At 73.1% G+C, this 20,940-nt stretch carries 18 protein-coding genes, 1 pseudogene and 1 CRISPR repeat array (1 of these 20 cut by a window edge); of the genes and pseudogenes, 16 read left to right on the top strand and 3 right to left on the bottom strand.

Annotated features, from left to right (window positions below):
• Positions 1 to 1,685: direct repeats of the CRISPR family, unit length 29 nt; unit sequence GGCTCCCCCGCATCCGCGGGGATCGACCC; it reaches 1,577 nt to the left of the window's first position.
• A gap of 127 nt (positions 1,686 to 1,812) precedes the next feature.
• The 3 genes and pseudogenes from HBB12_RS30230 to HBB12_RS30220 form a co-directional block, all read left to right on the top strand.
• A pseudogene (locus HBB12_RS30230) lies at positions 1,813 to 3,249 on the top strand (molybdopterin cofactor-binding domain-containing protein); the annotation flags it as partial.
• A gap of 23 nt (positions 3,250 to 3,272) precedes the next feature.
• Positions 3,273 to 3,788 (top strand): VOC family protein, encoded by a 516-nt coding sequence (locus tag HBB12_RS30225; protein ID WP_236993376.1) that lies wholly within the window; start codon positions 3,273 to 3,275, stop codon positions 3,786 to 3,788.
• Between the two features lie 129 nt (positions 3,789 to 3,917).
• Entirely contained in the window at positions 3,918 to 5,036 is a 1,119-nt protein-coding gene (locus HBB12_RS30220; protein WP_236993375.1) for an alkene reductase, read from the top strand.
• On the opposite strand, the gene HBB12_RS30215 is transcribed toward HBB12_RS30220, so the two are convergent.
• The 3 genes from HBB12_RS30215 to HBB12_RS30205 all read right to left on the bottom strand — a co-directional run bounded on the left by HBB12_RS30215 (position 4,986) and on the right by HBB12_RS30205 (position 8,334).
• Positions 4,986 to 5,465, bottom strand: coding sequence for a hypothetical protein (locus HBB12_RS30215; RefSeq protein ID WP_236993374.1), 480 nt, complete (start codon positions 5,463 to 5,465; stop codon positions 4,986 to 4,988). The genes HBB12_RS30220 and HBB12_RS30215 overlap by 51 nt on opposite strands.
• A 133-nt stretch (positions 5,466 to 5,598) precedes the next feature.
• On the bottom strand, positions 5,599 to 6,108 hold the full coding sequence (locus HBB12_RS30210; protein WP_236993373.1) for a hypothetical protein: 510 nt from the start codon (positions 6,106 to 6,108) through the stop codon (positions 5,599 to 5,601).
• 18 nt (positions 6,109 to 6,126) lie between these two features.
• Positions 6,127 to 8,334, bottom strand: coding sequence for a M48 family metalloprotease (locus tag HBB12_RS30205; protein WP_487247412.1), 2,208 nt, complete (start codon positions 8,332 to 8,334; stop codon positions 6,127 to 6,129).
• Between the two features lie 469 nt (positions 8,335 to 8,803).
• Here HBB12_RS30205 and HBB12_RS30200 point away from each other — a divergent pair, with 469 nt between their 5' ends.
• The 13 genes from HBB12_RS30200 (at position 8,804) to HBB12_RS30140 (ending at position 20,926) form a co-directional block, all read left to right on the top strand.
• Positions 8,804 to 9,082, top strand: a complete 279-nt coding sequence (locus HBB12_RS30200) for a DUF8820 family protein (protein WP_488349452.1) — start codon at positions 8,804 to 8,806, stop codon at positions 9,080 to 9,082.
• Between the two features lie 51 nt (positions 9,083 to 9,133).
• Positions 9,134 to 10,087, top strand: coding sequence for a flagellar biosynthesis protein FlhF (locus HBB12_RS30195; RefSeq protein ID WP_236993371.1), 954 nt, complete (start codon positions 9,134 to 9,136; stop codon positions 10,085 to 10,087).
• A 14-nt stretch (positions 10,088 to 10,101) separates the two neighbouring features.
• Entirely contained in the window at positions 10,102 to 10,629 is a 528-nt protein-coding gene (locus HBB12_RS30190) for a hypothetical protein (RefSeq protein WP_236993370.1), read from the top strand.
• Positions 10,626 to 11,066, top strand: a complete 441-nt coding sequence (locus HBB12_RS30185; protein ID WP_236993369.1) for a hypothetical protein — start codon at positions 10,626 to 10,628, stop codon at positions 11,064 to 11,066. The genes HBB12_RS30190 and HBB12_RS30185 overlap by 4 nt, the downstream gene beginning before the upstream one ends.
• Before the next feature lie 129 nt (positions 11,067 to 11,195).
• Positions 11,196 to 11,456, top strand: coding sequence for a hypothetical protein (locus HBB12_RS30180; RefSeq protein ID WP_236993368.1), 261 nt, complete (start codon positions 11,196 to 11,198; stop codon positions 11,454 to 11,456).
• A 223-nt stretch (positions 11,457 to 11,679) separates the two neighbouring features.
• Positions 11,680 to 13,800, top strand: coding sequence for a caspase family protein (locus HBB12_RS30175; RefSeq protein ID WP_236993367.1), 2,121 nt, complete (start codon positions 11,680 to 11,682; stop codon positions 13,798 to 13,800).
• Positions 13,797 to 15,140, top strand: coding sequence for a hypothetical protein (locus tag HBB12_RS30170; RefSeq protein ID WP_236993366.1), 1,344 nt, complete (start codon positions 13,797 to 13,799; stop codon positions 15,138 to 15,140). Before HBB12_RS30175 ends, HBB12_RS30170 begins: the two co-directional genes overlap by 4 nt.
• Before the next feature lie 46 nt (positions 15,141 to 15,186).
• A complete protein-coding gene (locus tag HBB12_RS30165; RefSeq protein WP_236993365.1) occupies positions 15,187 to 15,684 on the top strand; it encodes a hypothetical protein in 498 nt (165 codons plus the stop codon).
• 79 nt (positions 15,685 to 15,763) lie between these two features.
• A complete protein-coding gene (locus HBB12_RS30160) occupies positions 15,764 to 17,170 on the top strand; it encodes a hypothetical protein (protein WP_236993364.1) in 1,407 nt (468 codons plus the stop codon).
• A complete protein-coding gene (locus tag HBB12_RS30155) occupies positions 17,167 to 17,691 on the top strand; it encodes a hypothetical protein (RefSeq protein WP_236993363.1) in 525 nt (174 codons plus the stop codon). Before HBB12_RS30160 ends, HBB12_RS30155 begins: the two co-directional genes overlap by 4 nt.
• A gap of 7 nt (positions 17,692 to 17,698) precedes the next feature.
• On the top strand, positions 17,699 to 18,865 hold the full coding sequence (locus HBB12_RS30150) for a hypothetical protein (protein ID WP_236993536.1): 1,167 nt from the start codon (positions 17,699 to 17,701) through the stop codon (positions 18,863 to 18,865).
• 83 nt (positions 18,866 to 18,948) lie between these two features.
• Positions 18,949 to 19,980, top strand: coding sequence for a trypsin-like serine peptidase (locus tag HBB12_RS30145; RefSeq protein WP_236993362.1), 1,032 nt, complete (start codon positions 18,949 to 18,951; stop codon positions 19,978 to 19,980).
• Positions 19,981 to 20,083: 103 nt separating this feature from the next.
• On the top strand, positions 20,084 to 20,926 hold the full coding sequence (locus HBB12_RS30140) for an OmpA family protein (protein ID WP_236993361.1): 843 nt from the start codon (positions 20,084 to 20,086) through the stop codon (positions 20,924 to 20,926).
• The last annotated feature ends 14 nt before the right edge of the window (positions 20,927 to 20,940 follow it).

Genomic DNA, 20,940 nt, shown 5'->3' with positions numbered 1-20,940 from the left:
GCTTGGCGTGGCTCCCCCGCATCCGCGGGGATCGACCCTTGTCGACGACACCGCCCTGGCTGCCCTGCGCGGCTCCCCCGCATCCGCGGGGATCGACCCGCGCTCGCCTTCGACGGCTTCCTGACGCAGGCGGCTCCCCCGCATCCGCGGGGATCGACCCTGGCGAACGACGCTGGCACGCGACGCGAGTGGGGCTCCCCCGCATCCGCGGGGATCGACCCCCGGTGCTCGACGTCGCCGAGACGACCGTCCGGGCTCCCCCGCATCCGCGGGGATCGACCCTCCGCCCCACCCTCGACCCGCGCCCGTCGGCCGGCTCCCCCGCATCCGCGGGGATCGACCCCGGCGCAGGCCGTCCCAGTAGGTGCGCTGGCTGGCTCCCCCGCATCCGCGGGGATCGACCCCTCTTGCCCGCCATCGCCAAGGCTTCCTGGCCGGCTCCCCCGCATCCGCGGGGATCGACCCCAGCGGGAGGCGTGAGATGCGCAGCTTCTCGCGGCTCCCCTGCATCCGCGGGGATCGACCCCGCCCGCACGTAGGGCCAGAGGAGCGCCTGGGGGCTCCCCCGCATCCGCGGGGATCGACCCCCCATGTCCGACGACACCCACACCCCCCTCGAGGCTCCCCCGCATCCGCGGGGATCGACCCAGGTTCGGCGACAGAAACGGCGACAGAAACCTGGCTCCCCCGCATCCGCGGGGATCGACCCCGGGTGCTCGCCCACTTCGGCCTGCGCGTCGAGGCTCCCCCGCATCCGCGGGGATCGACCCGGAATGCGCCCCTCTGGCGTGATGATGAGCCCGGCTCCCCCGCATCCGCGGGGATCGACCCCGGCCGAAAATATTCCAGTCCCATTCCAGGGCGGCTCCCCCGCATCCGCGGGGATCGACCCGTGGCGCTTAGCCATGGCGCACCGCCGGCATTGGCTCCCCCGCATCCGCGGGGATCGACCCGGCGCCAGGTCGCCCGACACCATCGGACGCTCGGCTCCCCCGCATCCGCGGGGATCGACCGTAAAGTCGATAAGGTTTGAGCAGTAAATCGCTGGCTCCCCCGCATCCGCGGGGATCGACCCCGCAGGCCCACCGTGCTCTGCCCGTTGATCGGGGCTCCCCCGCATCCGCGGGGATCGACCTCCTCCGGCCGATCATCCTCTGTTGTCTGCCGTGGCTCCCCCGCATCCGCGGGGATCGACCCCGACCGACACCCGGATCCCAGACCACCGCGACGGCTCCCCCGCATCCGCGGGGATCGACCCCGCTCGACCACTGCGCCCAGCCCCGTGTCCTTGGCTCCCCCGCATCCGCGGGGATCGACCAGAAGAATCCCGAGGTCGGCGGCACCTGGTACGGGCTCCCCCGCATCCGCGGGGATCGACCGTGGCACTGCGGTACGGCGGCCATGGGGCCAAGGGCTCCCCCGCATCCGCGGGGATCGACCCGAGGCGTTGAGCGCGCCGACCCAGAGCATGCAGGCTCCCCCGCATCCGCGGGGATCGACCCAGCCGACCGGCGATGCCGGCTGCCTGCGAGCGGGCTCCCCCGCATCCGCGGGGATCGACCCTGGCAGCCGAGGGCCACGAACACCGCAGGGGGGGCTCCCCCGCATCCGTGGGGATCGACCCCGCAGATCAAGGGATTCCTTCGCCCCTCCCCCGGCTCCCCCGCATCCGCGGGGATCGACCCGCGCTTCAGGTCGACGGGCGGTACCAGAAGGTGGCTCCCCCGGGTCGTGTCCCGTGGAGTGGTGTAGCTGACCGAGAGCGGGAGAGCCCGCCTGCGCGCCCTCACAGCGCTGTAGCAGGCGGGATCTGCCGCCCTCGGCGCCGAGGCCGTCGGACGTCCGTGCAAGGTCGCGTTGCAGCGCCCGCTGATCGCCAATAACGGCACGCGCCGCGCCGGCACGATTCAACGGATCCGCCTCGGTGCGGACCGTGACGGGCGGCTGACCGCCATCGCTCATCACAGCGTCAACGGAAACCTGGCCGGAGCCTTCGCCGAGGCGGCGGTCGCGCCGACGCGGCTGATCTACGCGTCTCCGAACCGCGACCTGTCCATGAAGCTTGCGACCCTCGACCTTGCCGAAGGGAACGACATGCGGGCGCCCGGAGAGGCGCCAGGCCTGATGGCGCTCGAGATCGCGATGGACGAGATGGCCGAGAGGCTCGGCCTCGACCCCGTCGCGTTCCGGATCCTGAACGACACGCAGGTGGATCCGCGCAAGCCGCAGCGGCTCTTCTCGGAGCGCCACCTGATCGAGTGTCTCGAAGTCGGCGCGAAAAACTTCGGCTGGGCACGCCGCAACCCGGGGCCCGGCTCCGTGAGCGACGGTCGCTGGCTCGTCGGCATGGGCATGGCGGCGGGCTTTCGCCAGAACCTGCCGATGCCGTCCGGCGCCCGCGTCCGGCTCGAACAGGACGGCCGGCTCACGGTCGAGACCGACATGACCGACATCGGGACCGGCAGCTACACCATTCTCGCCCAGACGGCGGCCGAGATGATGGGCCTGCCGCTCGACGCCGTGACGGTCCGTCTCGGCGACTCGGACTATCCCGAAGCCGCCGGCTCAGGCGGGCAGTTCGGCGCGAACAATGCGACGTCCGGGCTCTACGCCGCCTGCACGGCTTTGCGGGCGAGCGTCGCGGCGCGGCTCGGCTTCAACGCCGAGGACGCGGCGTTCGCGGACGGGATGGTCACGGCGGGACGCCGGAGCGTGCCTCTCCTCGACGCCGTAAAGGATGGGCCGCTGACCGCGGAAGACCGGATCACCTATGGCGACCTCGACAAGGACTTCGTCCAGGCCACCTTCGGGGCGCAGTTCGCCGAAGTGGCGGTGAACCGGTTCACCGGGGAGATGCGCATTCGCCGCATGCTCGCGGTCATCGATGCCGGCCTGGTGCTCAATCCGCTCACGGCGCGAAGCCAGGTGATCGGCGCCATGACGATGGGGGTCGGCTCGGCGCTCATGGAGGCGCTCGTCGTCGACACCCGCCACGGCTTCTTCATCAACCACGACCTCGGCGGCTACGAGGTGCCGGTCCATGCCGACATCCCGCATCTCGACGTCGTCTTCCTCGATCACCCCGACCCGGTCTCGTCCCCGATGAAGGCCAAGGGCATCGGCGAGATCGGCCTGTGCGGTGCGGCCGCGGCGGTCGCGAATGCCGTCTACAACGCGACCGGCATCCGCGTGCGCGATTATCCCGTCACGCTCGACAAACTGCTCGACCGACTGCCGCGCGCGGCCTGATTCCTCACCCGCGGAGAAGAGCGATGTCCCATCATCCCGCTCCGGTGACGCATGTCGGCCTGACCGTCACCGGCATCGAGGCAGCGACGGCGTGGTACACCAAGGCCTTCGGCTGCCGTCACATCATCGGGCCCCTCCACATCCGGCACGACGGCTCGCATATCGGCGAGGTGTTCAAGGGGATCTTCGGTGACCGTTTCGAGGAGGGATACGTGTCCCACCTCGCCACCGCGAACGGGGTCGGGATCGAGCTGTTCGAGTTCGTCACGCCGACGTCGGAAGCCGCGGACGACAACTTCCGCTACTGGAAGACCGGTGTCTTCCACTTCTGCCTGGTCGACCCGGACGTCGAGGGCCTCGCGCGGCGGATCGCCGAGATGGGCGGCACGCAGCGCTCGAAGGTCTGGACGCTGTTCGAGGGAGAGCCGTTCAAGGCCGTCTATTGCGAGGATCCCTGGGGCAACCTGATCGAGATATACTCCCACTCGACGGAACTCAATTACGCCAACCGGAGCGACATGGCCGCCCGGGCCGAGTGAGACCGTGTTCGACCTGCTCGACGGTCTTGACACCCTCCCCGTCATTCCGGGGCCGCTGCGCGGCGCCGAAATGACGAGGGGCTTGATATCTGTCCATTTCAATCAAACAGGCGCTGAGAGATCCCACCCATGCCGATGACCGCCGATCGTGATTTGTTTTCTCCGACGAGGATCGGAGCCATCAACGTCGCCAATCGCGTCGCGATGGCGCCGCTGACGCGCTCACGCGCCGACATGGAGGGCGTCCATTCGCATCTCGCCGTCGAATATTATCGGCAGCGCGCCTCGGCCGGCCTCATCATCACCGAGGCGACCAACATCTCGCGGCAGGGCCGGGGCTACGCCTTCACGCCGGGCATCTACACGGAGGCGCAGGCCGAGGCCTGGACGCGCGTGACCTCGGCCGTGCACGAGGCCGGCGGGCGGATCGTCTGCCAGCTCTGGCATGTCGGGCGCATGTCGCATGTCAGCCTTCAGGAGAATGGCGAGGCGCCGGTCTCGGCCTCGGCCATCCGGGCCGGTGAACTCGTCTTCCTTGAGAGCCGCACGCAGGCTCCCCCCTCCATGCCGCGCGCGCTGCGGACCGACGAGATTCCAAGTCTGATCGACGATTACCGGCGCGCCGCGTCCCTGGCGAAGCAGGCGGGCTTCGACGGGATCGAGGTGCATTCCGCGAACTGCTACCTGCTCGACCAATTCATCCGCGACAGCACCAATCGCAGGACGGACCGCTACGGCGGCTCGATCGAGAACCGCACGCGGCTTCCCATCGAGGTCGTCTCGGCTGTGGCGGAGGTCTGGGGTGCCGACCGCGTCGGTCTGCGGCTCTCGCCGATGACGCGAGCCGTCGGCGACACCCCGCTCGACAGCGATCCCCAGGCAACTTACGGCCATCTCGCCCGGAGACTGGGCGAGCTCGGGCTGGCCTATCTCCACTGCGTCGAGGGGCAGACGCGCGGGCCCAACGGGTCGTCGGCGTTCGACTACAAGGCGCTGCACGCCGCACTCGGCGGGGCCTACATCGCCAATAACGGCTACGACCGGCAGCTTGCTGTCGAGGCGGTCGCGTCCGGCTACGCCGACATGATCGCCTTCGGCCGTCCGTTCATCGGCAATCCCGATCTGGTCGAGCGGCTGCGCCGCGAGGCCCCTCTGGCGGAGGCCGACCCGGGGAGGCGAGATGCGGATCGCACGCATTCAGCCTCGGAAGCTCGTCGAAGCCCATGCGACCTCACGGCCCCCGTTTAGCCATTTGGGAGGCGTCGTACCCGTCACGGCGACGCGGAGCGGATTGCTGGCAGCGGGGGTATGGGCTCGTGCGGCTTGGCCGGCTTTGCGCCCGGGAGATCCGCCATGCATGGCGCCGAGCACCGAAAGAATGCCGAGCACCACCATGAGCACGGGGTAGTACTGCATCGGGATCCAGAACAGGGTGTGGCGCCCACGCAGGATCACGATCTGTCCCGTACGCGGATCAACCAGTTCGCGACCCGGGAGATCGTTGAGCCGGGTGCCGAGCCACCAGTTGAACGCTGCGGCGACGACCCAGACGAGGACGACCCCGGTCGGCGTCGGGATGCCGATGCGCGCGAGCGCCGGATCGAGGAGCACGCTGACGACAAGGCCCGCGGCCGCAATGAGCGCCGAGAGCATGCCCCAGCCTGACCAGATGATCATGTGTTCGAGCTCCTCCTGATAAACGCCTCATCGGACGCGTCCGATAAGAGCCGATCAGCGTCCTCTCTCAGCGCTCAACGGGGCGTGGGCCGTGCAGACCCGTTTTCGCCGTCACGCGCCGCCAGTGCCGGGATTATGCCGTGCGCCGATTGCGGAGGAGCGAGAGCAGCGCCCCGAAGATGCAGGCTGCGATCGCACCCATGCCCACCAGAAGGGTGATCGTCCGGTTCCAGAGCCGGTCGAGGCCGAGATCGGTGGTGACGAAGTCTGGCCGGGCCGGGTCGGCCATCACCCCGACGCGATAGTCACCGGCATGGAGGCCGATGAACACGTAGTTCACTCGCCGCGTCACCGTTCCGGTGGGAGTGCGCAAGGCGAGGGTCGCATCGCAGATGTGGATGACGAGCTTGGCGCTGCACTTCCCCTCGCTCACTCGGGCGTCGGGGGCGGCTTTCGCCGCCGCGTGGACCTGCCAGTCCGAGATCACCGCCGGCGCCGTGTAGACCGCGCAGGCGATCAGGATGCCCCCGAGCGCCATCACGCCGAACAGGACCCAGAAGGTGTTGATCCACCCGTGACCCCGGGGCGGCAGCCGCAGGGCATCGGGGCGGTAGGACGAGGCGGTCTCGGGTGCTTTGGTCATGAATCCTCTCACGGTTTGTCAGGCGGGCTCGGTCACGGGCACGGTGACCGCGGTCCCGGCGAGGATCGACCGGGCCTGTGCCGCCGATTGGTAGGTGGCGATGAGGTCGGCGAAACCCTGCGGGTTCATCCCGCGCGGCATGGGAAGCGGCAGCGTGACGATGCGGCGTTCAGGGTCGAGCCTCGCGGCGGGGTGGCCGGGCCGCCGCTCGGGCCAGGGCACGGCCGGCGGCAGCAGCACGCGCATGACGAGGCCGCCATGGTTCCCGGTCAGGTCGAGGTCGGCGATGTCGCTCCAGGCGATCGTCCGGTCGAGCCCGGGCGCGGCCAGGCCTTCGGGCCTCAGGACCAGGATGACGGGCTCGCCTCGCGCCAGGATGAACGCTCCGGCCCCGCCCATCAGGATGGCGATCGCGAGCGCCGCGGCAAGGACGACAGTGGCCTCGCGGGGCAGGATCCCGGGGATGCCGAACAAAGCCACGGCCAGGGCGGCCAGGCCGAAGAGGCCGCCGGCCATGGCCAGCACGAGGCCGCGGGGGCGGTAGTTCGCGCGCAGCACCCGCTCCTCGGTACCGACCTCGGCGGCTTTCTCTTCCAGGCGGGCGCGGAACGCCGCGTCGCGCTCGCGCACCGCGTCGAGGAAGTCCTCACTCGCTGCCCGGCACAGGCTGGCCGGGTCTGCAAAGTAGGCGGCGAGCTGACCGAGGGCGTGCGGCGGCGGTGTGACAGCGGCGGCATCCAACAGGCCGGCGTCGATGGTCTGTCCGAGGGCGGCGATGCGCTCGCGGGTCGGCGGGTGGGTGTCGGTCGGATGAGCCTGCTCGGCCTCGATGTGACGGGCCGGGTCGTCGAGGCCGCGAGCGACGACGCGGTCGAGCATCGCCGCCACGAGGTCGGGTGGTGCCGCGTCGGGGGCCTCGGCCGCGGCGGCGAGGGTCTCGGCGATGCGCGGGGCGAGGGCGCCGCTGCGCAGGAGCGCTCGCACCGACGCCTCGGGCGAGGTCACTCCGGCGCCAGCCGCATCGGCCCCGAACTCGCGCACCCGGCTCCAGTGACGCACGGCGAGGTGGAAGCGCTCCATCACGAACCGGCCGAGCCGTACCGAGGGCCCGAGCAGGCCGAGGGCGTGACCCTCGCGCGCCGCGACCACGTCGAGGGAGCGCGCGACCCCGGCATAGATCGGCAGGAAGCGCTGGCTGTAGGCGGTGTCGCCGCCGGCGTAATGCGCGAGCTCGTGAGCGATGATCGCCGCGGTCTCGTCGCCACGCATCAAGGCGAGGTGCGGCAGCGGCAGGTGGAGGATGCGGCCCGAGAGCCGCGCGCCGCCAGGCTCCAGTACCGCCGGGCCGGCGGTGACGAAGAAGCCTTCGGTCAGGCCGACGACCAAGGCCTCGGGCTTCAGCGCTCCCATCCGCTCGGCCAGGCCCTCGACGAGGCGCCACAAGCCCGGCGCCTCGGCCGGCGTGATCTGTCGGCCGAGGATCGGCACCGGGTCGGGCTCGAAGGCGTCGAGCGCTCGGCGCAGGCCGAGGAGGGCGCCGCCCGCCGCGAGGAGCGTGGCGGCGACCGCGACGGCGGCGATTCCCAAGAGCTTCATCCCGTCGCCGGAGAGGCCACTTTGGAGCAGCAGCCCCGATTCGAAGGCGACGACGGCGACGAAACCGGCGGTCGCCGCCAGGATCTGGGCCGCGAGGGACGCCGGCAGCAGGCGGCGCACGAGCGAGAAGCCACCCACCAGTGCGTCGCGCGAGCTGCGCCCGAGCCTTGCGAGCGCGGCCCCGGCGAGCAGCACGAGGAGCGAGAGTCCGGCCGCGATCCCCCCACCTGCGATCGCGACCGGCGGCAGCCAGCGGCGCCAGTCCATGACGGCGACGAGCGTTCCGGCGCTGTCCCGGGCCCCGCGCGCCATCACGACGGCGAGGGGACCGCCGTAATTCTTGCCGTCGTGGCGGAACTGCAGGCGAAAATCAGGCCGCCCGTCGCGTGGCGTGCGAGCCTCGAGATCCGCCACGACCCGGGCAAGGCGGTCGTGCTCGGCCGCGAACTCGGCCCAGTCATCGGCGCCGCGCTGCCGCTCCCACAGGCCGAGGAGCAGGAGGGCGAAGGGCAGAAGCACGGTGGCGGCGATCAGACCGGCGAAGGCGCGCGGCCGCGAGGGCACGTGCGAAGTCGTTGCCTCGGGAATGGTCGCCTCCTGGGCGTGGGAGATCAGATGCCGATACGGCATGAAGCGCACCAGACGATCGCAAGACGATCGAGCGGCGCTATCTAGGGCACGCCGGTCGAAGTGCCGGAAAAGCGGCGTTAGATCGGGCGCAGCACGTCCGAGGTCTCGAAAGGTAGCAGGATTTCTAGCGGTATGAGCGTACAGGTCAACCCAATGTTTCTGGCGATCGTCGACGAGGCAAACCACGACCCGTCGCCGGGCGTCGGAGCACCAAGCGTTGCGATCCCCTTCTCTGGCCTGGTCGGGTGTGTGACCTCTCGATCGCAGCGGTTGCGCAACCGTGGTTGACCCCCAGTCGATCCTCGGGTTAGCGTGATGATGGAAAGACCATCCCGATGCCCTCGCCTATCGGGGCTCGGCCGCCACTGATCACATACTGATCATCAGCCGGATAAGGATCAGCGCTCGGCGTCGAGCCGATCGCTGATCTCGACGACCAGCGGAGTCCGCCAAGTGGCGACAGGGCGATATCTTCATACAGGTAATCCGGATCCTACCGCGGGAGGCCGTCGAGCGTCCTCTGCCGCATACCATGCTCGTCCACGGCGAACTCACCGGCCACAGCTACCGGGTCGCCGACCCCGCCTCCCTGTTCGCCAGCGGCGTCTGCTTCTCGCTCGACATATGCGGAGATCAGGCGCTGGTCGTCCATGACGAGCACGGTACGATCACGCCCGCGCGCGGCGTCTGCCAGGTCTGGCGGCAGCGCAAATTCACGCCCCAGCGCATCGTGGCCGTGCAGGACTAGGCGCCGGTGAGCCCCCGACCGCCTCCCGCTTCGCACGAGCCCGTCCGGCGCATGCTGTGCCCCTACGACACTCTGGCCGCGGCGGTCGCCGCCGCGGTGCTCGACCTTTCCGCCACACCCTTCCGATGGTCGCAGGCCTTCAGGGCGATGACCTCGCGAAGCCGCCACCCCACCATCGCGCAAAGGATCGCGACCGCGCCCGCCGCGATCGTCGCCAACCCGACGCCCGCATCCGGATCGCCTGCCATGAGACGCGCCCATCCGACGCACAGGACCGTCCGCCGGTCACGCCGTGCCGTCCTGCTCGCGGTCCTGGCCTCCGCGGCGGGCGTCTCGGACGGGTGGGCGGAGGAGAACGAGTGCCGGCGCGCGCCCACCCTCTCCGCCGGCCCGATCCTCTCCCTGGGACGGGTCTCCGCCCCGGGCCGCACCGCCTTCGTCAAGGACGGCCTTGCCCGCGCGGGCTGCCCCGATCCGGGCCCGGTCTGCCGCGAGCGGGCCTACCTGGTGACCGGCGATGCCGTGATCCTCGGCGAGCGCCGCGGCGCGTTCCTGTGCGCGACCTACCGGAGCGGGAAGGACGACGAGGTCGGACGTACAGGCTGGATCCCTGCAGAGGCGGTGGCGCTCGAGTCCGCGGCGTCGGTCGCCCTCGAGGGATGGCTCGGCGCCTGGAAGCAGGCCGAGGCGCAGATCCGGGTGACACGCGGGGACAAGGCCGGCACGCTCGCCGTTGCCGGCGACGCGACCTGGGGCGCGGGCGATCCCGAACGGGTCCGCCGCGGCGGAATCCATACCGGCGAGATGTCCGGCACATTCGTGCCCGTCGGCGACGCCGCCAGCTTCGCCGTGGGCGAGGCGGGCACCCTGCCGGTGCAGAAGGGCGCCGAGACCGATTGCAAGATCTGGCTGCGACGGCTCGGCCCCTGGCTCGTCGTCGACGACAACCTCGCCTGCGGCGGCCTGAACGTCACGTTCCGCGGCGTCTACCGGCGCACGCTGTGACGGGAGCGACGGCGATGAGCATCCATACGAACGCGGAGCTGTGCCGGTTCGCCGCCCGGGCGCGGCGGGACTTCTCCGTCGCGCCCATGTCGGACCCGAGGTGGCGCAGGCAGTTCGGCGCCCTCCTTGCGCTCGCCCTCTTCCTCCCCGGCCCGGCCCGGGCCGCGCCCTCACCGGTTGCCGGCCTTCCGTTGCCGGGCTGCGCCGAAGTTCGCGCCGCCGCCCTGTTCGACTCCGCGCTCGTGACGGCGTTCGAGACGCGCTATCCGCGGGCGCTCGTCGGCGAGGCCTCGGTCGAGCGGCTCGATCTCGATCCGGGGCAGGTCGAGAACGCCGCCGCCTACCTCGCCTGCGTGGCCGGCCTCACCGGGCTCGACGTCTTCGTCGCCGAGCAGGGTCTCGCCCTCTTCGCAAGCCGGCGCCACGGCCGCGCGGCGCTGGCCGCCCTCGACCGGATCGCCCGCGGAACCGGGCCGGAGGCGCGGGGTGCCCGCGACTATGCCCGGCAGATCCGGGCCTACCTGCGGGGGCCGGGCCGGTGAGCGCGCGCCGCGCCGCCGCGCGATCGGCGTTGCGTCTGGCTTTGCTCCTGGTTGCCCTGCTCGCCGCCTGCACGCCTGGGCGGCCGGTTCCCGTCGCGGAGATCGAGGCGTTCATCGGCGTGCCGCTGCCGCCCGGCCATCGCGGCCTGCGGAGTGCCGACGAGGCCGGGGTCGACCGGCTGATGCGGCTCACCTTCGACGCGCCGGAGGCCGAGGCCGCCGCCTTCGCGGCCCGGCTCGTGCCCGGGGGGCTCACCCCCGGCGGCGGTGCGGGGATCACGCTCCTCGGCAGCGGGTTCGACGGGTGGCTCGCGGCCCTGCCGGAGGGCGCGGCCGGCGGCGAGGCGCTGGTGGCGGGCCGGCGCGCCCGCAAGGTCGTAGTTGCTCCCGCCGGTCCCGGTCTGCGGCGCGTCTGGGTCGCGGTGTTCACCCTGTGAGGCGCGCTCCCGCCGCCACGCCGCCCGGATCGGAATTTTTTCGTTCCTGCCGGATCGGCGCGCGCGAAAACCGGTCTGGCTGGCCCATGGCCTCGATGAGGGCGGACAGCGCCCGAACGGAGATGTGCCATGACGAAGACCACGATCCTCGCCGCCGCCGTCCTGCTCTGCTGCACGGTCCCGGGAATTGCCCAGGATGGCGAGGCTCACGGGAGCCGCGGCAACCAGGAGTTCATCGGCGTCGATCTCGACAACGGCGGGGTCTACTTCAACGGCCGCGATTCCGGGCGTTACTGCCTCTATCGCACGGTCGAGGTCTTCAACCGGGCTACCGGATACATCGAGCCGCGGCGGGTGCGCCGGTGCGGGCGCGGTCTCTACCTGCGCTGAGGAGGCACCGCGATGCTGAAGACCCTCTCGCCACTGCACCTCGCCCTGTTCAGCCTCGCCCTCGCGCTCATCGCGCGGTAAAAAATCGCTACGCCATGCATGGGCCGTTTTCGCCACCACGCTCCGGCCGCCTGGGCCGGATACCGGCCCGTCACGGGAGCCCAGGTCGGGCACAGGAGCCATGCCGGGAGGCTGCTTCCCGCCGCGAGCAAGGAGACCACGCATGACCAAGGCCACGGCGTTGCGGGGCTGCGTTGCCCGGGTCGGGCTCGCCCTTCTGGTGCAGGCGGCCGCGATCGTCCTGTCCGGTGCCGCCCGGGCCGCGCCCGAGACGCCTGCCCCCGGAGCGTCTGCTCTCGAGACCCAGGCCTTCGCCGACAACGCCGACTCGGTCGCCGTCGTGATCGGCAACCGCAGCTACAAGCAGACGGTGCCGGTCGACTACGCGCATAACGACGCCGAGGCGATGCGGGCCTACCTCGTCCAGCGCCTCGGCTACCGCGAGGCCAACGTCTTCGTCCTCAAGGACGCGACGCTCAACGAGTTCAACCAGGTGTTCGGCACCGAGCGCAATCCGCAATCCGGCCGGCTGTGGCGCAGCGCGCGCGAGGGGCGCTCGAACGTCTTCGTCTACTATTCGGGCCACGGCGTGCCGGACCTCACCAGCCGCCAGCCCTTTCTCCTGCCGGAGGACGGCAACCCGAACCAGGGCGAGAGCGGCTACGCCCTCGAGACGCTCTACCGCAACCTCGACCTCGTGAAGCGCAAGATCGGGTCCGGGCGCCAGCTCGTCGTGATGGTGGATGCCTGCTTCACCGGCGAGACCGGGCGGAAGGGGGAGAGCCTGCTCGCGGTCTCGGCCCCCGGCTTCGCCCCGGCCCGGCCGAAGGCGGAGAGCGGGATCGTGCGGCTGGTGGCGACGTCGGGCGCGACGCCGGCGAACTGGGACGAGGCCAATCGGCTGGGCCTCCTCACCAGCCGCTTCCTGATGGGCGTCGCGGGCCTCGCCGATGCGGGCGACCGGCCGGGCGGTGGAGACGGCCGGGTCACCTGGGCGGAGCTGAAGGGCTACCTGAAGCGCGAGGTCGAGGAAGCGGCGCGCCGCGCCTCCGGCCGCGAGCAGGTGCCGGAGATCGACGACGCGCCGATCGTCCTCCAGGCCTCGCTGCCCGTCGACGCGGTGGCCAACGGCGTCGCGGCATTGCGCGACGAAGCGGCGTGGCGCCGGGCGGAAGCGCTCGGCACGCGCGAGGCATTCGAGGCCTATATCGGCGCCTGCGGCGCGGTCTGCGCCTACCGGCCTCAGGCGATGGACCGGCTGCTCGCCGGGCGCCAGCGCGACGCGACGGCGATCGACCAGGAGAACTGGGCGAAATTCGGCGCGGCGCGGCAGTACCAGGCCTACCTGGATTCCTGCACCGAGACCTGCGCCTATCGTGGCCTGGCGCAAGGCTATCTCGGCGGCTCCGACCCGAGCGGCGATCCGCGGGTGAAGACCTGCGACGCGCTCGCCGCCGGCACCGACGATCCCGACCGGCCGCAGGCCGTCCCGGGCGTGAAGTACGGCCGGATCGAGGCCGCGTCGGCGATCGAGGCCTGCCGCGGGGCGTCGGCCGCCTACCCGTCCCTGCGCCGCCTCGCCTACCAGCTCGGCCGCGCCTACGACCGGGCCGACCGCGCGAAGGAGGCGTTCGCGGCCTACGACCGGGCGGCCAGGGCCGGGAGCACCGCGGCGATGAACAACCTCGCCACGCTCTACGAGAACGGTCAGGGCGTGAAGCGCTCGCAAGGCGAGGCCTTGCGCCTCTACCGCCAGGCCGGCGAGGCCGGCAACGTGGTGGCGCTCGCCAACGCCGCCCGCATGCTCGAATACGGCAACGGGGTCCCGAAGAACGAGGCCGAGGCGGTGGCGCTCTACCGGCGCGCCGCGGACGGGGGCGACGTGCCCTCGATCAGCAAGCTCGTGCCGCACTACGCCACCGGCGCCCACGGCTTCCCGAGGGATCTGCGCCAGGGCTTCGACCTGTTCCGCAAGGCGGCCGAGAAGGGCGATCCGGTGGCGATGGCAACGATGGCGACCCTGATCGACAACGGCTTTGCCCGCTACTTCCCGGGGGTCGGCGCCGCCGACATGGTGCTGCGGGCGCTCAAGCGCGGCGAACTCGGCGCCGCCGCGGTCTCGGCCACGGACACAGCGGCGCAGAAGCTGAAGCCCGAGACGATCCGCACCGTGCAGCGCGCGATCAAGCAGGCCGACTACTATCCCGGCGCGCTCGACGGACGCTTCAACCCGGTCTTCGTGCGCGCTCTCGATCAGTACGCCAAGGCGAACGAGACGGAATGAAGCACCGTCTCGCCGCATCGCTCGCCGCGATCCTCGCCGCGGCCCTGCCGGCCCGCGCCGATCCCGGCACCGACGCGCTGGCGCCCTTTCTCGACGCGGTCGCTTCCTGCGTCGGGCGGTCCGATCTCTCGCTCGCCGTCATCGGGCCCGAGCCCGGCCAGACCGCGTGGTCGCGCGAGCAGGCCGAGGAGGTGCGCCTCGCGGTCGAGAGCCGGCTGCAGGGGACCGGCCGGGTCCGCCTCGCGGCGGCCGCCGACGTGGTGCGGGTCAAGGCCCTGCGCGAGGGGACGACCGGCCTGTCCGGCCCGGAGGCCGAGGCGCAAATCCGTGCCGCCTTCGCGGGCGAGGCCAGCGTGTTCCTGGTCGAGCCGCGCCGCGCCGGAGAGACCGCGGCGTTCCGGCTCCAGGCGATCACCCGCAGCGCCTCCTGCAAGGCGACGAGCGAGCCCCTGACGGTGCCGATCCGCGTCGGCGCCGGCGTCGCCGACGTCGATGCCGAGATGGAGCGGGCGGTGCGGGCCTTCGGGCAGGCGGCGCCGAGCGTCGCCGCGGTCGAGGTCTGCCCGTTCGAGGCCGAGGGCGGCCACTCGTCCTGTGCCGGCGCGCTCACCGACCGCCTGCTCATCGCCCTCGACGCCGAGGCGCGCTCGGCCGGCCGCATCCTCAAGGGCGCCCGCCTCGAGGTGCGCCGCCGCCCGCCCGGCACCGCCTGCGCCGGTCCGGTCACGGCGCGCGGGCGCTTCCTCACCGATCGCGAGCGCCGCTCCTGGATGGAGCTGGAGTTCCAGCGCGACGGCGCGGTGCTGGCGCCGACGGGGCGGCGGCGCATCGCCATCGATGGCTTGGGCTGCGACCCGACCCCGCGCCCCTTCCTCGACCACCTCGCGGCGACGGCGCGCACCGATGGCGGCCGGCTCGCGGTCGCCGCGACCGCCACCCCGTTCGCGCGCGGCCAGCGGCTCGAGCTGCGCATCGACGCACGGGCGCGCCAGAGCCTGTACTGCTGGGTGGTGGCCCCCGACGAGACCGCCTTCGTGGCGCTGCCGGTGCGGGGCAACGCCGCCTCGCTGACGCCCCTCGCCGCCGGCGACGTCCGGCGATACCCGCGCGGCTACGGCCTCGACGAGATCGTCGCCGGGGACCCGTTCGAGAACCTATTCTCCTGCTTCGGCGTCGCCGGCGGCCTGCCGCCGGAACTCGCCGAGCGCTGGCTCGCCGCCGCGCCGGGCGCCGACGGCGAGGCGCGCCTGCTCCAGCCGCCCGAGGTGCTCGACCTCGTCGAGCGGATTCGGGCGGTGCCGGGCGTGACCGAGGCGACGGCCAGGATCGTGGTGCGATGACGAGACGGACGGGCACCACCGCCCTCACTTACAGGGAGAATGCCTGATGCGAAGCCTTCTCGTCGCCCTCCTGTGCGTCTCCGCCGCGCCGGCCTGCGCCGGGGGCTTCGCGCTGCGCGACCTCACCGCCGTGGCGGACGAGGCAGGATCTGCCCTCGGCCAGGGCTACGCGGCGCGGGCCGCCCCGGAGCGGCTTACCCTGATGTGCACGACCTGCGAGGGCGCGCCGATGGTCGACCTGCTGCTCGGCCGCCAGGCCGACGGGACCGAGGAGCGGGTGCGCGCGGGCCGGACCTCGATGGCGCAGCTCGAGGACATCTGCCGGTCGCGCAGCCCGGATTGCCGGCTGTCCGGCCTGTCGGTGGATCCGGCGGTGGGGTGGGTCACCACCTACGGCATCGGGTCGAGCGCGGGGGCGACCGCCGTCATCCTGCGCGACGGCGACCTCCTGACGATCCGGGCGCTCGCGGGCAGCCGCGACGTGGCGGCGCGCCAAGTCGAGATCCTGGTGCGCCGGATCGCGCCGCGCATCGTCGGCGGCTGACGGTGGCCCCGGGGGTGACGGACCGGTGGGGCGGCGATATCGGTGGGCGACGAACGGGCGCGGGGCCGAGGGCGGACGCATGACCGGCGGATACGACGAAGCTTGCGCGGCCGACCTCGCCGCCGTGGCCGAGGGCCGCGACCTCTCCCGCGAGGACCGGGCCTGGCTCGCCCGGGTCGTCGCCGGCGCGGTGCGGCCGAACCGCGACAAGCCGCTCTGGGACCTCGCCCACGCCCTCGCCGCCCTGGCGCGGCTCGCCGGTGCCCGGGACGGGCGCGACCTCGTCACCCTCGCCCTCGATCCGGGGCTCGCCCGGGCCGACCGGCTCGAGGCCCGGTTCGCCGGCACGGGCGAGGCGGTCGATGCCCGCGGGCCGATCCTGCCGGGCGGAGAGGCGGGCTGGCGCACGACCTGGTCCGGCCTCGCCCGGCTCCTCGCGCTGGCCGAGTTCGTGCTGACGGCGGAGGACCTGGCGCAGTTCGCCGCCGTCACCGGCTGGCTCGACGACCTCGCCGCGGCGCCGGATGCCGAGGGCGCCGTGTCCTTCAGCCGTCGCCTGGCGCGTTACCTCGCCGCCTATCGCCACGCCCACCTGCCGCTCGCCCCGCTGGAGCGGCGCTTCCGGGCGATCCTCGGCTTCCTCGATGGGCGCCGCGCCTTCACGGACGACGACATCCTGGGCTTCTGGCGTGGGCAGATGCGCGAGGGCGAGCGGCCGGGCTTTCGCACGGTCGCCGAGCATTTCGTGACCTTCGAGGCGGCCTCCGCCCTGCTCGGCGGCCTCGCGGGCCTCTCCGCCCCCGCCTCGCTCGACGCGGTCGAGGGCTGGGAGGAGCGGCTCGACGCCTCGCTGGCCGACCTCGCGGGGGCCGAGCCGGCCGAGACCCTGGCGGCCCTCCTCGCCGCGCTGCCCGACGGGCCGAAGATCCTGACCGGGGCGGAGCGCGACGACCTCGCCGAGTTCCTGCGCCTCGAGCCGTTCCACCGCACCCGCCCGCTCACGACCCTGCGGGCCGCGAGCTTCGGGCGGGTGCAATCCGGCCTCGCCAACCGCCTGCGCCGCGGCGGCGGCGGGGCGGGGATCGCCGAGCGTACCGCCTGCGCCGAGGCCGAGACCTACCCGGCGCTGGCCGTGCGGGTCTCGGCGCTGACCGTCCATCTCGACCGGATGCTGCGGATCGCGGCGGCGCTGCGGGTTCCGGCGGAGGCCGAGGGCCTGTCCCCCGAGGCCCGCGACGCCCTCGCGGCGGCACGCGCCGACATCCGCCGGATCCGGCGCGCCGGCTTCGACGACCCCGACCGGCTCGCGGCGGGGTTCGCCGCAGCGGACGCCGCCCTGCTGCGGCTCGCCGAGGAGGCCGGCCGGCTCGCCCGCGCGATCGCCGGCCTCGCCCGGCAGCGGCCGCTCGACGCGGCCTTCGCGACGGACCGGGACGTCTTCGCCGACGCCTTCGCCGAAGCCTACGCCGCGGAGGCGACCGCGTGAGCGACGAAGCGCGCCTGCTCGCCGAGATCCACGCCGCCCGCGCCCTGATGCGGGCGAGCGAACCTGCCCGCGACACGTCTCGGGGCCCGGGCGCCGCGGAGCTGTGGGCCCACGCCATCCGCGAGCCGGGCGAACCGGTCGACCTCGCTCTGGTGCGGGCGATCCGCGACGACCCCGCGACGGCCCGGCGCTACCGGGCGCTGCTCGCAGGCCAGGCGATTGCCCACGCGCCGCTCGCGGCGGCGGCCTCGGACGGCGCGGTCGCATCACGCCGCGTCGGCCCCTTCACCCTCGGGATCCTGCCCGCGGACGAGGACGCGCCGCCGCTCCTGGTACTGCGCGGCAGCGCGGCGCGGCCGCCGCGCGTCATCGAGGCGATGCTGGGCGACGAGACGGTGCGGCTCGCGTTGCCGCCGCCGACCGACGGCGCGATCCTCGTCGCCCTCGACCCGGACGTGCCGGAGGCGGCTCGGCTCGGCGAGATGCTGCGGGACAGGTCTTGCGCGGTGTTCCTGCTGTGACGGCGGCATGAAGCCGGTCTCGATCCTGGTCGTGGTGCCGACGACCGGCGGTCCGGTGGTTCTGCGCAGCCTGAAACGCCGCCCCGGCCTGCCGGCCTCCGCCGCCTTCGCGGCGGGCGATTACCGGCCCCTGCCCTGGTCGGGCGACTACGCCCGGCTCGCCGCGGCCGGCGGGCCGCTATCGCGCCTCGCGGGCGAGGTTTCCGAACCTTACGAGTTGCGGCTCTCCGGCTCGTTCGATGCCGGGCGCTCGTGGGAGGTACCGGTCTGCCTCGCCCACGGCCTCCTGGCGCGAGGTCACAGCCTCACCGCCGATCCGGAGGCGGCCGACCTCGTCCTGTGGGCGACGGGAGCGGTCGACCTCGACCTCGCGGTGCTGCCCGGCGACTACGCTCTCCTCGACAAGCTCGCGCGCTCCCGCGACCTGCTCGCGGCGGCGGCGCGCGCCGACCTCGCGGTCCTCCTGCCCGACGGGCCCGAGACGGCGGAGGCCGCGCGGGCGCTTCGCGACCTCGGGCGGGCGCGGGCGCCGGTGATCCTGCCGGCTGCGAGCGTGCCGGCCGCTCTCGCGGTTTTGGCACGGCCAGCGCCCTACCCCGCCCCGGCGGCCGGGCGGCGCCCCGCTCTCGTGGCCGCGCTCGTCGCACTTCTCGCCGCCACGGCGCTCGCTGCCGGCTTCGCGATGCTCCGCGCACGCCCGGAGGCGGAGCGGCCGGTCGCCGCCGCCGCGACACCCGCCCCGGTTGAGCCCGGCACGGCCATCGCCCCTACGCCGGACCCCGTGGCGGGTGGCGCCGTCGTGGAGGAACTGGCCGCTCCGGCGGGCTCGACCTGCCGGCGCGTCGCCTTCGGGGCCGACCCGCCGGTACGGCGTCCGGTCCCATCGGAATCTTCCGGCCGGCTGAGGGCGAGCCGCCTCGCGCCGGACCTGTGCGGCCTCGCCTTCCGCGCCACTCTGCCCGGCGCGCGGGTGACAGTGGGCCCGGAACTCGCCGCCGCGGCGCTGCCGCCGACCCGGCTGCCCGACGGCGCCCAGGCCTATTTCCTGCGCGAGGGCGCCCGACGAAACCTCGTCTACACGGTCCAGGTGATGACGGGCTCTGCCGATGCGGATCCGGGCGCCGCAAAGCCGTCGGGCACGGTCGATCGGTTCGTCCACGGCCTCGTCCGATAAGGACTGTTCCCGGCCCGGGATCGACTTGTTTTGACTTGCGGACCGGCGGACGGCATAAAGCCGGCGCCGAGAGGAGGACAGCGATGGCCACAAGCCACCGGACACGCCGCTCGACCAAGGGGGGGATTTGGGGATTCACTGGCCTGATCTTGGCAATCGGCGCGGCTGAGCCTGCGCGGGCGCAGAGCGTCGGCTTCGATCCCACCGATTACGGTCGCGCGCAGTTGCCGCTGCGGCAGACCACCGGCGACGCGGCCGCTTATGTCGACCGCAACAAGGGCGCGTTCGAGCCGATCGCCGAACTCGATCCGCGCGACGGCCTCGCCGCGCTTGCCCGCCCGATCGGCCGGGTCGACATCGTGCTCAGGAACGCCCGCACAGGCCAGGCGGTCGGCGCCTCCTGCACCGGCGCGCTTTTGCCGGGCGACTACGTGCTGACCAACCACCACTGCCTGCCGCAATCGGGCGACCTGACCCCGGTCAAGGCCTCGATCCTGATGGATTACCTGACCCTCGACGGGCAGGGCTCGCGGCGGTTCGAGATCGACCCGAAGCCGGTCGAGTTCGACGCGCGCCTCGACTACGCGCTCGCCCGCGCCGCCGGCAACCCGACCGCGACCTACGGCGCGGCGCGGCTCTCGGGCGAGGCGGTGCCGGGCAACCGCTCGATGCTCGTCATCCACCATCCCCTCGGGCGGCCGAAGGTGATGAGCCGCTTCCGCTGCTTTGCCCTCAAGGAGCAGGGCGAGGGGCCGGACCTGCGCCACCGCTGCGACACGCTCGGCGGCTCCTCGGGCTCGCTGATGTTCGACGCCTCGGTGGCCGGCGTCGCGCTGCACAAGGAGGGCGGCCTCGATCCGAAGGACCCGTCGAGCTTCAACGCCGCGACCCGCCTCTCGGCGATTCTCGGCCGCAGCCGCATCCTGTCCGAGATCGCGGCGCGGCAGGGCCGGCCGGCCGCCGCCACGGCGGCCGCGGATCCGGCCTCGCCTCCGGCCGCGCCGGCGACGAGGCCCTCCGCCTCATCTGCAGCCGCCTCATCTGCAGCCGCCCCGCCCGCACCCGACGCCCCCCTCGATCCGGGGCGGATGAACGCGATCCTGCGCGGGCGCTGATCTTTTCCCGAGACGATTTGTGCGCCGGCGCGGCGAAAACCGCTCTGGCTCGTCCAGGCACGGGGTGTGACGGGCGAAGCAAGGCCCGGAGGAGAACGGAACCATGCGGATCGACGACGCGCCCGCGCGGCCGACCATCATCGCGGACGCCGCCCTGCGGCGCACGGCCAGGTGTCGCCTCGGCCGCTCCTGCCTCGCGATGGCCCTGGGCCTCGTCGTCGCCCTCGGCGGCGCGGCGCGGGCGAACCCGCTGACCGAGGCGCCCGGCGGCCCGTACAGGCTGGACGAGGCCGGGCCGGCGGAGGCGGAAACCCGCAACCCGTCGGCGACCGCCATCATCCGCTCCCTCGCCCCCTTCGCCGACGGACATCCGGGACTCGCCTCCGGCGCACCGGCGCGGGCGCTCAGCCCGGACGACGGCGGGCCGTCCGTCCGCGTCGATCCGGCCCGCACGGTCGATCTCACGGTGTTCTTCGCCTATGACAGCGCCCGCCTGACGCCGGAGGCGCGCATCCAGCTCGAGCCGCTGGGCCAGGCGCTCGCCTCGCGCGACCTCGCCGGCCACGGCTTCCTCATCGCCGGCCACACCGACGCGGCGGGTGCGCCCGCCCACAACCGGCGCCTGTCCCTCGCCCGGGCCCGGGCGGTGCGGGCCCACCTCGTCGATACCTACGGCATCGCGCCGGAGCGGCTGCGCGTGCATGGCTGGGGGCCGACCCGCCCGAAGGACCCGGCCGCCCCGCTGTCTCGGGTCAACCGGCGGGTCGAGGTCAGCCTGATCGCGCCCGTCCGCCACGGCGGGCTCAGCTTCCCCAGGCCGGCCGCAGAGGCGGCCTGTGCGGCCCCGGCCTCGACCGGCCCGACCCTGGCCGACCCGCGCCGGCGCGTGGCCCTCGACCTCGACGATTTCGAAGCGGCACCGACGCCGCTGCCCTGCTCCGAGTGACCGACCCGACATTT

It is taken from the genome of Methylobacterium sp. SyP6R (assembly GCF_019216885.1).
Taxonomy (GTDB): Bacteria; Pseudomonadota; Alphaproteobacteria; order Rhizobiales; family Beijerinckiaceae; genus Methylobacterium.
The sequence above is the reverse complement of the archived record's forward strand: the minus strand, read 5'-3'. Positions and strand labels throughout refer to the sequence as shown.

Excerpts from the sequence above, each read along its gene's own strand:
- HBB12_RS30145 (WP_236993362.1), top strand. The coding sequence starts at position 18,949 with ATGGCCACAAGCCACCGGACACGCCGCTCGACCAAGGGGGGGATTTGG.
- HBB12_RS30190 (WP_236993370.1), top strand. The coding sequence starts at position 10,102 with ATGAGCATCCATACGAACGCGGAGCTGTGCCGGTTCGCCGCCCGGGCG.
- HBB12_RS30160 (WP_236993364.1), top strand. The coding sequence starts at position 15,764 with ATGACCGGCGGATACGACGAAGCTTGCGCGGCCGACCTCGCCGCCGTG.
- HBB12_RS30175 (WP_236993367.1), top strand. The coding sequence starts at position 11,680 with ATGACCAAGGCCACGGCGTTGCGGGGCTGCGTTGCCCGGGTCGGGCTC.
- HBB12_RS30215 (WP_236993374.1), bottom strand. The coding sequence starts at position 5,465 with ATGATCATCTGGTCAGGCTGGGGCATGCTCTCGGCGCTCATTGCGGCC.
- HBB12_RS30205 (WP_487247412.1), bottom strand. The coding sequence starts at position 8,334 with ATGCCGTATCGGCATCTGATCTCCCACGCCCAGGAGGCGACCATTCCC.
- HBB12_RS30195 (WP_236993371.1), top strand. The coding sequence starts at position 9,134 with ATGCTGTGCCCCTACGACACTCTGGCCGCGGCGGTCGCCGCCGCGGTG.
- HBB12_RS30165 (WP_236993365.1), top strand. The coding sequence starts at position 15,187 with ATGCGAAGCCTTCTCGTCGCCCTCCTGTGCGTCTCCGCCGCGCCGGCC.
- HBB12_RS30180 (WP_236993368.1), top strand. The coding sequence starts at position 11,196 with ATGACGAAGACCACGATCCTCGCCGCCGCCGTCCTGCTCTGCTGCACG.
- HBB12_RS30170 (WP_236993366.1), top strand. The coding sequence starts at position 13,797 with ATGAAGCACCGTCTCGCCGCATCGCTCGCCGCGATCCTCGCCGCGGCC.
- HBB12_RS30150 (WP_236993536.1), top strand. The coding sequence starts at position 17,699 with ATGAAGCCGGTCTCGATCCTGGTCGTGGTGCCGACGACCGGCGGTCCG.
- HBB12_RS30220 (WP_236993375.1), top strand. The coding sequence starts at position 3,918 with ATGCCGATGACCGCCGATCGTGATTTGTTTTCTCCGACGAGGATCGGA.
- HBB12_RS30225 (WP_236993376.1), top strand. The coding sequence starts at position 3,273 with ATGTCCCATCATCCCGCTCCGGTGACGCATGTCGGCCTGACCGTCACC.
- HBB12_RS30210 (WP_236993373.1), bottom strand. The coding sequence starts at position 6,108 with ATGACCAAAGCACCCGAGACCGCCTCGTCCTACCGCCCCGATGCCCTG.
- HBB12_RS30140 (WP_236993361.1), top strand. The coding sequence starts at position 20,084 with ATGCGGATCGACGACGCGCCCGCGCGGCCGACCATCATCGCGGACGCC.